At 60.8% G+C, this 11,271-nt stretch carries 10 protein-coding genes; 8 read left to right on the top strand and 2 right to left on the bottom strand.

Going from position 1 to position 11,271, the window contains the following annotated elements:
• Window positions 1-12 precede the first annotated feature (12 nt).
• Both tssK and PSH79_RS10870 read right to left on the bottom strand, forming a co-directional pair.
• The gene (gene tssK / locus PSH79_RS10875; protein WP_305442690.1) at window positions 13-1,344 is read right to left on the bottom strand and encodes a type VI secretion system baseplate subunit TssK; all 1,332 of its coding nucleotides are present in this window, start codon (window positions 1,342-1,344) and stop codon (window positions 13-15) included.
• Window positions 1,345-1,390: 46 nt separating this feature from the next.
• On the bottom strand, window positions 1,391-1,837 hold the full coding sequence (locus tag PSH79_RS10870) for a type VI secretion protein (RefSeq protein WP_187680241.1): 447 nt from the start codon (window positions 1,835-1,837) through the stop codon (window positions 1,391-1,393).
• Between the two features lie 226 nt (window positions 1,838-2,063).
• Here PSH79_RS10870 and tssB point away from each other — a divergent pair, with 226 nt between their 5' ends.
• From tssB to PSH79_RS10830, 8 genes are all read left to right on the top strand, one after another.
• Window positions 2,064-2,606, top strand: coding sequence for a type VI secretion system contractile sheath small subunit (tssB, locus tag PSH79_RS10865; RefSeq protein ID WP_187680240.1), 543 nt, complete (start codon window positions 2,064-2,066; stop codon window positions 2,604-2,606).
• A gap of 30 nt (window positions 2,607-2,636) precedes the next feature.
• Complete coding sequence (gene tssC, locus PSH79_RS10860; protein WP_305442688.1) at window positions 2,637-4,118, top strand: type VI secretion system contractile sheath large subunit; 1,482 nt, start codon at window positions 2,637-2,639, stop codon at window positions 4,116-4,118.
• A 74-nt stretch (window positions 4,119-4,192) separates the two neighbouring features.
• Window positions 4,193-4,690 (top strand): Hcp family type VI secretion system effector, encoded by a 498-nt coding sequence (locus tag PSH79_RS10855; protein ID WP_007911046.1) that lies wholly within the window; start codon window positions 4,193-4,195, stop codon window positions 4,688-4,690.
• A 15-nt stretch (window positions 4,691-4,705) separates the two neighbouring features.
• Window positions 4,706-5,149, top strand: coding sequence for a type VI secretion system baseplate subunit TssE (tssE, locus tag PSH79_RS10850; RefSeq protein WP_305442685.1), 444 nt, complete (start codon window positions 4,706-4,708; stop codon window positions 5,147-5,149).
• Window positions 5,133-6,926, top strand: coding sequence for a type VI secretion system baseplate subunit TssF (gene tssF / locus PSH79_RS10845; protein WP_305442683.1), 1,794 nt, complete (start codon window positions 5,133-5,135; stop codon window positions 6,924-6,926). The genes tssE and tssF overlap by 17 nt, the downstream gene beginning before the upstream one ends.
• Window positions 6,890-7,915, top strand: a complete 1,026-nt coding sequence (gene tssG / locus PSH79_RS10840) for a type VI secretion system baseplate subunit TssG (protein ID WP_305442681.1) — start codon at window positions 6,890-6,892, stop codon at window positions 7,913-7,915. The genes tssF and tssG overlap by 37 nt, the downstream gene beginning before the upstream one ends.
• A 1-nt stretch (window position 7,916) precedes the next feature.
• Window positions 7,917-10,457, top strand: a complete 2,541-nt coding sequence (gene tssH, locus PSH79_RS10835) for a type VI secretion system ATPase TssH (protein ID WP_305442679.1) — start codon at window positions 7,917-7,919, stop codon at window positions 10,455-10,457.
• A gap of 117 nt (window positions 10,458-10,574) precedes the next feature.
• Window positions 10,575-11,258 (top strand): hypothetical protein, encoded by a 684-nt coding sequence (locus PSH79_RS10830; protein WP_305442677.1) that lies wholly within the window; start codon window positions 10,575-10,577, stop codon window positions 11,256-11,258.
• The last annotated feature ends 13 nt before the right edge of the window (window positions 11,259-11,271 follow it).

Here is an 11,271-nt window from a genome sequence, read left to right as displayed (position 1 = left end):
TTCCTTGTGTGGTCAGGCACTTTCACTGTTCTGGGCGACAAACAGCACCACTTGCCACGGACTGCTGGTCAGCTTCGCGGCCGGTGCGGCGATCACCAGCGGCAATTGCGCGTCGAACCACGCGCCTTCGGCAGTGATCACAAACAGTCGCGTGTCATCGCCGACGCTGTAGGCCACCTGCTCGTTGCGGCTCATGGCCTGGTGCGTCAAACCGCTCATGCGCTGACGACTGAGCAAGGCAATGTGCGGCGCCGAAGCGATGATCGCGCCGCGCAACCAGTCGAGCGCGGCTTGCTCGCTGGCACCGTTGGGCATGCGCAGGCCGATGACCAGGCGCTGACTGGGCTGCTCGTCCGGCAACTGGATCGAAAAGCTCTGCTCGCCGCGTTCGAACGGCAGGCTGCGATAACCGGCACGGATCAGTTCGAGGGTGGTTTCCAGCCATTGCAATACCGCGTCATAGCCGCGCTGCAACTCAAGGAAATCCAGCGGCGCAAACGCCGGCACGCCGGCCAGCGGATCGAGCGCCGCCCACGCACCGGCCATGCCGAGCAACTGCACATACAGGGTTTGCGGATGAGCGATGCGGCTGTTCAGCGTGCCTTCGACTTCCGGCAGACAAGCCCACAACGCGGTCAACTGACGGCGGATTTCCAGCGCATCGTCCTGGTTACCGGCCTGTTGCGCCTGACGCAAGCGACCGCCGAGAAACAGGCACTTCTCCCGCGCCCGCGCGCAGAGCCCGGCGATGCGCCGAGCGAGTGCGGATTCCGGCAACAGGATCGGTGTCGGCGGTGTGTAGGACAACGGCAGAAACCCGCCGCCCTCCTTGCGGATTTTCAGCAGGGGCAGGCAGATCGAGTCGGCCTTGTTCAGTTGCGTACACAGACGTGGATTAGGTCGCCAGACCGTGATCGATTCGGGGAATTCGCCGCTGGTGAGATCGGGTAAGGCATCGCCGACCACTGATTGCATCCGCCCCTTGAGCGGCAGCAGTTGCCCGGCGCGCCACATCGGGCTGATCGCCAGAAACACGGTGACGGTGGCATCGTCGGTGGTGTCGATCGCCGCGCTGACGTCCAGTTCCAGCGTCGGCCCGACACCGGCCTGCAAATCCACCGGCAAACCGTCGGGCATCGTGCCTTGCAACGACAACACCCGCACCACCCCGGCGCTCAGCGCCGAAGGGTCGAACTCCATATGACTGACGCCCCAGAACCACGGATTGCAGGCTTGCGCCAGATGCGCGCCGAGCGCTTCGGCGCGCAGCCCCTGCAACTGAAAATGCTGCGGCAGCAATTGCATGCCTTCGTGCCAGCAAACCGCGTCAGGTAGCAGACTCATACGACTCCTTTCGACCCTGCCGCAAGCCGGCGGCGAGCGGTGTTTTTCAGTTTTCCCGGCTGACCAGATTCATCTCGCGACTGTCGAATTTCAGCCATGCCTCGCGCTGATCATCGAGGCGTAATCGGTGTGCTCCGGGTGTGTTATAGCTGGCGAAGACCAAAAGTCCAGCCGCCTTCTTGCCCTCCAAGGGGAAGGGTTGGCGATCGATGAATTGCCCCGGCACCAGCTCCAGTCCCCACACGCTCATCAACTGACGATAGTCGCGCTGGTACTGCTCGCGCCCGGCAAACCACTGGCTGGCGCTGATGCCGGACAGTTGCTTGAGCAGGTCAGGGTCGTTGACGGCAATGAAGTCCACGGCAATCGGCGTGTCGTCATTCGCCTTGGGGGCGACGTCGAGGGTCAGGCTGTCGAGGTCCACCTTCGGCCCAAAGAAAGAGCAGCCCGCCAGCAGCGCAAAAGCCAACGTTAGAAAAAGTCGTCCTGACACAATGAATTTCCTTTTCGCGGATGTGTCGAAAAATGTTTTCGCTTGCTTTTTTATAGACCTGTTCTAGCGTCTTGGGTAGTTCGGTTCCTACAGCCGAATCAAGAAGGTTTGTCAAAGGAACGACAGGTCATCTGCCTCCCTTTCTAACCTACGGTCCAGCAAGGGAAAGCGATGAACGGGCCTCCCCGATGCATTGCGCCCGCTCATCGCATCGGAGTCCGCCGTCATGGCAGAAAGTACTCAGCACAAGCTCGACCGGGTGCGCCCGCCCCGAGTGCAAATCACTTACGACGTCGAAATCGGCAACGCCATCGAGAAAAAGGAATTGCCGCTGGTGGTCGGGATCCTCGCCGACCTCTCCGGCAAGCCGCTTGAGCCATTGGCAAAACTGACTGAACGGCGTTTTACCGAAATCGACCGAGACAACTTCAACGACGTGCTCGCCTCGATCGCTCCACGCGCAACGCTGCAGGTCAACAACACCCTCAGTGGCGACGACAGCAAGCTCAACATCGAACTCAATTTCAAACACATCGATGACTTCGACCCGGTCAAGGTGGTGGAGCAAGTCACACCGCTGCGTCGTCTGTTCGAGGCCCGTCAGCGCCTGCGTGACCTGCTGACCAAACTCGACGGCAACGATGACCTGGACAAGCTGTTGCGTGACGTGATCGCCAACACCGAAGGCTTGCAGGAAATCAAATCGGCTCGCCCAGACACCGCTACCCCGGCAGCTGATGCTGAGGCCCCGGCCGAACCGCAAGCCTGATTGTCCAATTAACCGAGGGGAGAATTCGTCATGCCCGCCGCCGCCAAGAATCAAGCCAGCGACAGTACAACCGAGACACTTTCACTGCTCGACCAGATCATTCTCGACGGCCGTATGGCCCACGATGACAGTCAGCAGGATTACGCCCGCGACATGCTCGCGGAATTCGCCACTCAGGTGCTTGACGAAGGCATGGCCATCGACAAGGACACTGTGGCGATGATCAACGACCGCATCAGCCAGATTGACGAGCTGATCAGCGCCCAGCTCAACGAAGTGCTGCACCACCCCGATCTGCAAAAACTCGAAGCGTCATGGCGTGGCCTGCACCTGCTGGTTCAGAACACCGAGACCAGCACGCGACTGAAACTGCGCTTGCTCAATGTCACGCAGAAGGAACTGCAGAACGACCTGGAAAAAGCTGTCGAATTTGACCAAAGCGCGCTGTTCAAGAAAATCTACGAAGAAGAATACGGCACCTTTGGTGGCCACCCGTTCAGCCTGCTGGTGGGTGACTACACGTTCGGTCGGCATCCGCAGGACATCGGCCTGCTGGAGAAACTGTCGAACGTCGCCGCCGCGGCCCACGCGCCGTTCATTGCCGCCGCCAGCCCGCGCCTGTTCGACATGAACAGCTTCACCGAACTGGCCGTACCGCGTGACCTGTCGAAAGTCTTCGAGAGCCAGGAGTTGATCAAGTGGCGCTCGTTCCGTGAGAGCGAAGATTCGCGCTATGTGTCGCTGGTGCTGCCGCACTTCCTCCTGCGCCTGCCGTACGGCCCGGACACGTCGCCGGTGGAAGGCATCAATTATGTCGAAGACGTCAACGGCACCGACCACAGCAAATACCTGTGGGGCAACGCCGCGTGGGCACTGTCGCAGCGCATTACCGAAGCATTCGCCAAGTACGGCTGGTGCGCGGCAATCCGCGGGGCTGAAGGCGGCGGCGCGGTCGAAGGCCTGCCGGCGCATACCTTCCGCACCAGCTCTGGCGATTTGTCGCTCAAATGTCCGACTGAAGTGGCGATCACCGACCGCCGCGAAAAAGAGCTCAACGACCTCGGTTTCATCGCTCTGTGCCACAAGAAAAACAGCGATGTCGCCGTGTTCTTTGGCGGCCAGACCACCAACAAGTCCAAGGTTTACAACACCAACGAAGCCAACGCCAACGCGCGGATCTCGGCGATGTTGCCGTACGTGCTTGCCGCCTCGCGATTCGCCCATTACCTGAAGGTGATCATGCGCGACAAGGTCGGCAGTTTCATGACCCGCGACAACGTGCAGACCTACCTCAACAACTGGATCGCCGATTACGTGCTGATCAACGACAACGCGCCGCAGGAGATCAAGGCGCAGTACCCGTTGCGCGAAGCCAGGGTGGACGTTACCGAAGTCGCCGGCAAGCCGGGCGCCTATCGCGCCACGGTGTTCCTGCGGCCGCACTTTCAGCTTGAGGAACTGACGGCGTCGATCCGCCTGGTAGCGACCCTGCCGCCACCGGTAGCGGCTTGACCTGCTCGCCCCCGCCGACGTGCGGCGGGGGCTGTTCCCTTATCTAGCGCGACACCTTTCAGGAGTTCCAAGCGATGGATGCAATCATTCTCGACCTCGGCGGCGACATCAAAGGCGACAGCCTGCTCGAGGGCTTCGCGGACAAGATCGAAGTCATGTCCTACAGCCACAACGTGGCAATGCAAGTGACCAACGACGTCAGCAACTCGGAGCGAACCTCCGGCAAACCCCACGTCGGCGAATTCACCGTGACCAAGTTCATTGACAGCTCGACACCGTCCCTCAACGAATACTGCTGCGCCGGCAAACCGATCCCCGAAGCCATCATCACCATCGGGCGTAACGCCGCCGAAGGCAGCGGACAATTGATGCCGTTCATCGTCTACACCCTGACCAACGTGGTGCTGTCGAACGTCAGCGTCAGCGGGGGTACCGGGGGCAAACCGGTGGAAACCGTTTCGCTGAACTTCACCAAGATCAAATGGGAACTCACCGCGCAGAAAGACGACGGCACCAAGGAAGGCACCGCCGCGTCGACGTGGGACATGGCCGCCAACAAGCTCGTCAGCTAACCCGGCGCGACGGCCATGGCAGGCACCGGTATGCTCCCGCCGCTGTTCGAACGCCTCGCCTCCAGCGAGACCGAGAGCACGCGGGAGTTCGATCGGCAGGACTTGCTCGACTCGGTGCACGCCGAGCTCGGACGCCTGTTCAACACCCGCCGTGGCCCGCGCGCACTGACTGACCCACCCAGCGTAATCGACTACGGCATCGCCGACTGGAGTGCCCTGCAACAACAACGCAGCGATGACCGCCGTCGGCTGGCGCGGGACATCCGCGAAGCCATCACCCATTTCGAACCACGCCTGAAACTGGGCGAAGTTCAGGTCAATCCCCTGCCCGAGCAACCGCAGAAAATGAGCATTCGCCTGGTCGGCGAGTTGCGCAGCGGCGAGCAGCACTGGCCGGTGGCATTTGTCATCGAGCCCGGCGGCCAGGGGCTGGAGGTGCGTCATGAGCGACTCGATTGACCCGCAACTGCTCGACTACTACCAACGGGAGTTGACCTGGCTGCGGCATGCTGGCGGCCAGTTTGCCGAGCGCTATCCGAAAGTCGCGCGGCGTCTGCAACTGTCCCCCGGCGAATGCCCCGACCCGCATGTCGAACGTTTGCTCGAAGGTTTCGCCCTGCTGGCGGCGCGTCTGCAACGACGGCTCGATGACGATTACGCCGAGTTCAGCGATGCGCTGCTTGAGCAGCTTTATCCATTGGCCATGCGCCCGCTGCCGTCCTGCGCGATTGTCCAGTTCGAACCAGACCCGAGCAAAGGCAAACTCGACGAGGGTTATCCCCTGCCCCGCGACACGCCACTGTTCGTGACCACCAGCAAAGGCGAGAGCATCCACTTTCGTACCTCGGCCGCCGTGTGTCTGTGGCCGATCGAAGTGAGCGAAGCGCTGTTGCTCGGCAGTGATGAAGCGCAGGCGCTGACCGGTGTCGCGCAATCGCGCTCGGCATTGCGCCTGAGCCTGCGCTGCCTGGGCGAAAGCCAGTGGTCGGAACTTAAGATCGAGCAATTGCGCATCCACCTGGCCGCATCGCCGGTGGTCAATGCCTGCCTTTACGACCTGCTCGGCGCCCATGCGGTGCAGGTGCTGGCAGGGTCGCCGGGCAGTGTGCCGATTGCATTGAAAGGCTTGCCGAAAATTGTCGGTTTCAGCGATGACGAAGTCATGTTGCCCGATGAAGACGGCGTACATCCGGGCATGCGTCTGCTGGCCGAGTACTTCGCCTTCCCGGACAAATTCCACTTTTTCGATCTGCCACTGGACGGTGTCGCCAGTGACAGTCAGACGCTGTATCTGTACATCGTTTTCGACCGTGCGCCGGCCAGTCGCTTGCATTTGCAGGCCAGTGACATCGCTCTCGGTTGCGCGCCTGTGATCAACCTGTTCCCGCGTACCTCCGAGCCCCTGCGCCCGGACGGCACGCGAAGCGAGTACCGTCTGATCGCCGACAGCCATCGCGAGAACAGCGTCGAAATCCACAGCATTCGTGGCATGCGCGCCAGTTCCAGAGCCGGCGTGCAGCGCCTGCCCGCCTATTACGGCAGTCAGCACAGCGGCGGCGATCAACAACGTTACTGGCATGCCCGGCGAGTCAGCGGCATGACCCCGAACCGGCTCGGCAGCGATCTGTTGGTGAGCGTGGTCGATACCCGTTTCGAACCGCAAACCGATCTGCCCGATTACAGCCTGACCGCCGAATTGCTATGCACCAATCGGCACCTTGCGCAGAGCCTGCCCGCCGGCACACCGCTAGGTTTCGAGCGCCCCGGCCCGGTGGCCTGGGCGCGTCTGCGCAACCCGCCGAGCCCGCAGAGCTTGCCACGCCTGGACGGTGATTCGCGCTGGCGGCTGGTGTCGCAATTGACCCTCAATCATCTGTCACTGGTCGAAGGGGCGCAGGCGCTCGATGCCCTCAAGGAGATCCTGCATCTGCATAACCTGCGCGATGAAAGCAGCGCTTTGCGCCAGATCGACGGCCTGTTGAGTCTGAGTTGCGAACGGGTAATCGGCCATGTCGGCGTCGATGCGTGGCGCGGTTGGCGCAATGGTCTTGAAGTGCAATTGCAGCTCGATTCACAGCATTTTGTCGGTAGCAGCGCGGTACTTTTTTCGGCGGTGCTGGCACAGTTCTTTTCGGTGTACGCCACGGCCAATCGCTTTGTGCGCACAGTGCTGATGCAGCAAGACAAGGAGATCAAGGCATGGCAACCCCAAGCCGGCATGCCCCTGTCGCTCTGACCCTGAGCCAGCGTCTGCGCCGCGATCCGCAAGCGTTCGAGTGGTTGCAGGCGTTGCTGCTGCTCGAGCGCGAGCAACCGCAAGCCCAATCCTTGGGCAGCGGCACCGCACCGCAAGCGGAAGCGCTGAAACTGCGCGGCCCACTGACGCCGATGTTCGCCGCCAGCCAGATCGAAAGCCTGCACGAACAACCGGGCGAACCGCTGACCCTCGATACACCGATCTTCGGCCTCGGCGGCCCCGACGGCCCCCTGCCCTACGCTTATCAGGAATGGCTGCAACAGCGGGCACGGGCCAAGGATCATGCGCCGGCGGAGTTTCTCGATCTGTTCCAGCATCGCCTGCTCAGTTTGCTCTACAAGGTGATGCGCAAACACCGCATCGCCCTCGGCTTTGTCACACCGGGCGCGTCGCCGGTGCAGGCGCAACTGCGTGCGCTGACCGGATTGCTACCCAAGTCTCTGCAAGAACGCCAGGCGGTTCCCGACTGCGCAGTGCTGGCCTGCACGGCGTTATTCGCCGATGGCCGCCGCTCGCTGGCCGGGTTCGCCGCGATTGTGCGCGAGCAGTTTGCCGTGCCGGTCGAGCTGAGTGCCTACGAAGGCGCATGGCGCGAGATTCCGCCCACGAGCCGCAGCGTCATCAAGCCCGGCGGGCGCAATCTGCAATTGGGGCGCAGCGCCGTCGCGGGTACACGAGTGTGGGATGAACACGCCGGCATTCGCCTCACGCTCGGGCCCCTGCCCTCGGCGCAGGCCGGGCGTTTCCTGCCGGACGGCGAGGCCCATCCGGCACTGGCCAGCCTTGCCGCGCTGTATTTCGGCCCGGACCTGGATGTGACGCTGGTGCTGCTGATACGCGGTGCCGGGCCGATGAAACTCAGTCGTCAGGCGCCGGCACTGGTGAGCTGGAACGGCGGTTTGCAACGTCAGGCCAGCCTCGCCGTGCAGCGCATTGAAACCCGTCTTCGTCAGCTGGAGATCACCTGAAATGGAATTGGCCAGCCTGATCGGACGCCTTAACCCGGACAACCGCCGCGCCCTCGAACGCGCCGCGCAACGCTGCTTGCAACGCGGGCATCACTTTGTCGAAATCGAGCATTTGCTGCTGGAATTGCTCGACATCGAGGGCGGTGATTTTGCCTTTCTGTTGCCACGATTCGGGTTGGAACGTGATGCGCTGACGGCGGAAATCAACAAGGCTCTGGAGCTGTTCAAGTCTGGCAGCACGCGCACGCCGGCACTGTCTTCGCACACGTTGGGGTTACTGGAAGATGCGGTGGTGCAGGCCAGTGTGCTGGGGATCGACAGCATTCGTTCCGGGCTGCTCTTGCTGGCGTTGATAGACCGCGACGAGCGCCGCAGTTTATTGCTTAACAGTGCGTCCTCGTTACTGCGAATTCCCAAGGAGGCCCTGCGTGCGAATCTGCTGGAGTGGACGGAAAAATCTCGTGAACATGTCGGTGCGCGCTCTGTTTCTTCTGGCAATCCCGCGCCACGGCAGGACGCGGTGCTGGACCAATACACCCAGGATCTGACCGCCGATGCCCACGCCGGACGCATTGATCCGATCGTAGGCCGCGACGGCGAGATCCGTCAGTGCATCGACATTCTGTTAAGGCGACGACAGAACAACCCGATTCTGGTCGGCGCACCGGGCGTGGGTAAAACCGCCGTGGTCGAAGGCCTGGCCCTGCGCATCGCCGCCGGGGATGTGCCGCCGTCGCTGCAGGAAGTCAGTCTGCGGGTGCTCGACCTCGGTCTTTTGCAGGCCGGCGCCGGGGTCAAGGGCGAGTTCGAACAGCGGCTCAAAGGCGTGATCGACGCGGTACGCAATGCCGACAAACCGATCATCCTGTTCATCGATGAAGCCCATACATTGATCGGCGCCGGCGGTGCCGAGGGCGGCAGCGATGCAGCCAACTTGCTCAAACCGGCGCTGGCCCGTGGCGAGTTGCGTACCCTCGCCGCAACAACGTGGATGGAATACAAAAAATACTTCGAGAAAGACCCGGCCCTCGCCCGCCGCTTCCAGCTTGTACAAGTTGAAGAGCCGGACGAAATCACTGCCGTGGAAATGCTCCGTGGTGTCGCCGCCAAACTCGAACAGCACCACGGCGTACAAGTGCTCGACGCAGCGATCCATGAAGCGGTGAAACTCTCGCACCGTTACATCTCCGGTCGCCAGTTGCCGGACAAAGCCATCAGCGTGCTCGACACCGCGTGCGCCCGGGTTGCCCTCGGTCAGCATGACGTGCCGCCGCCGCTGGAGAGCCTGCGCCATCGGCAGAACAGTCTCAAGGATGAAGTTGAACGCCTGCGCCGGGAGCAGGCCACCGGCCTTGATCATCGCGAGCGCATCACCCTGCTGGAAAGCGAATCCACCGGCAATGTGCAGGCGATCCGCGAACTGGAAACCCGCTGGGGTGAAGAGCGCGTGGCCGTGCGTGAACTGCTCGACACCCGCCGCGAACTGCTCGACCTGAGCGAGCGCGCCGACAGTGACAAACCCGATGAAGCCACCGACAGCCGCATCGATCATCTGGCCGCCGAACTGCTGCGCCTTGAGGCCGGACTCGATGCGATCCGCCAGGACGATCCGCTGGTGCCCGAACAGGTCGATGCGAAAACCGTCGCCGCTGTGATTGCCGGATGGACGGGTATTCCGGTCGGCAAAATGCTCGCCGACGAGGCCCACGCCGTGCGCACTCTGGGACAACGCATGGGCCAACGAGTGATGGGCCAAAGCACCGCGCTCAATACCATCGCCCAGCGCTTGCAGGCCTATCGCGCCGGGCTGACCGATCCGCAAAAACCGGTCGGGGTGTTCCTGCTGGTCGGCCCTACCGGTGTCGGTAAAACCGAAACGGCTTATGCACTGGCCGACGCGTTGTACGGCGGCGAACGCAATCTGATCAGCATCAATCTCTCGGAATATCAGGAGGCTCACACCGTTAGCCAACTCAAAGGCGCCCCGCCCGGTTATGTCGGGTATGGCAGTGGTGGCGTGTTGACTGAAGCGGTGCGGCGTAAACCGTACTCGGTGGTGCTGCTCGATGAAATCGAAAAGGCCCATCCGGATGTGCTGGAGGCGTTTTACAACGTCTTCGATAAGGGTTTGATGGAGGACGGCACCGGGTTGGTGGTGGACTTCAAGAACACTGTGATGCTGGCCACCAGCAACGTCGGTGCTGAGCTTTTACTGGATACACCCGTGGCACAACTCGGCAGTGAGGCCTTCAACGAGGCACTGCATAAAGTCTTGCTGCAAGCGTTCCGCCCGGCGTTTCTGGCACGCATGACCGTGGTTGCCTATCGACCACTGGATGAGGCAACGCTGGAAGGGATTGTGCTGGCGAAGCTGGAGAAATTGCGTGGCCGCTATAAAGCGGCGACGGGCAAACAGTTCGAGTTTGATTCGGGAATTGTTAAAGCGGTGCTCGCCAAATGCAGTGCGGCGGGTGCGCGAGATGTCGAGAATGTGTTGATGACACAGGTGACGGGGAAGTTGGCGGAGTGGGTGTTGGAGTAACTTGACTTCATAAGGATCAGCCTATGTCAGCGCCTTAGCTTTAACCAATGAGAGGTGTTCATTCCCAAATAAACACACCTTTCTCCGGAACCATCAATTATTTCAAGGCAGATAAACATGTCCAAATATGCATCACAGGTCATCATATCGTTCCTTTCCGGCAAAGGAGACACAACCATAATCGGAGGAACCAACTCCATCATATCCAAAGGGACATCTTCTGGACTTCCCTCACATGCGTTCATTGCCAACACAACGTCACCTCAAACAATTGCGCAAACCATTTCAGCGACAATGGCTCCGTGGCGTCTCTACCTGCGCGGACATGGCAGTCATTCAAAGCAATTGCTGGGCCCCTTTACTGTAGATCAGATTGCCCACTATTTAAGTCAGTGTGGGCTCAGCGCCAACTTGCCCGATGTCGTTTCGGTGACTGCGTGCAAGCTCGGACTAGGAGCCCATCAATCTACCACTGTCACCAACTACCAATCTTCTTATGACAGCTTTGTTGGAAAGCTGCACAAACTCCTTGGCAACACGTATGGCGTCTATACCACCCTGCATGGCAGAACGATGAACAATGCGGTGATTAGAGTTGCCGGCGCCAGCCAAGGCCGAAAAACAACTCGTCAACCAATGGGCAACCACATCCATCAACAATCATTTGCAAAAGTCACTTATTACTGGGATGACAATAACAACCAGCAGGTAACCTTCGCGTATGGAGAAATGGATATAGATGTTGATGACGGTGATGCAATGGACATTGAATGGTCTCTCGACATGATGGACATCGGATAGTCCTTAATAACAG

Origin of the sequence: Pseudomonas sp. FP2196, assembly GCF_030687715.1 — a bacterium.
Taxonomy (GTDB): domain Bacteria; phylum Pseudomonadota; class Gammaproteobacteria; order Pseudomonadales; family Pseudomonadaceae; genus Aquipseudomonas.
This window is presented reverse-complemented; position numbering and strand designations above follow the sequence as displayed.

Bases quoted from the DNA above. Each gene is read 5' to 3' on its own strand.
- tssK (WP_305442690.1), bottom strand. From the start codon at position 1,344: ATGAGTCTGCTACCTGACGCGGTTTGCTGGCACGAAGGCATGCAATTG.
- tssB (WP_187680240.1), top strand. From the start codon at position 2,064: ATGGCAGAAAGTACTCAGCACAAGCTCGACCGGGTGCGCCCGCCCCGA.
- tssC (WP_305442688.1), top strand. From the start codon at position 2,637: ATGCCCGCCGCCGCCAAGAATCAAGCCAGCGACAGTACAACCGAGACA.
- PSH79_RS10855 (WP_007911046.1), top strand. From the start codon at position 4,193: ATGGATGCAATCATTCTCGACCTCGGCGGCGACATCAAAGGCGACAGC.
- tssE (WP_305442685.1), top strand. From the start codon at position 4,706: ATGGCAGGCACCGGTATGCTCCCGCCGCTGTTCGAACGCCTCGCCTCC.
- tssF (WP_305442683.1), top strand. From the start codon at position 5,133: ATGAGCGACTCGATTGACCCGCAACTGCTCGACTACTACCAACGGGAG.
- tssG (WP_305442681.1), top strand. From the start codon at position 6,890: ATGGCAACCCCAAGCCGGCATGCCCCTGTCGCTCTGACCCTGAGCCAG.
- tssH (WP_305442679.1), top strand. From the start codon at position 7,917: ATGGAATTGGCCAGCCTGATCGGACGCCTTAACCCGGACAACCGCCGC.
- PSH79_RS10830 (WP_305442677.1), top strand. From the start codon at position 10,575: ATGTCCAAATATGCATCACAGGTCATCATATCGTTCCTTTCCGGCAAA.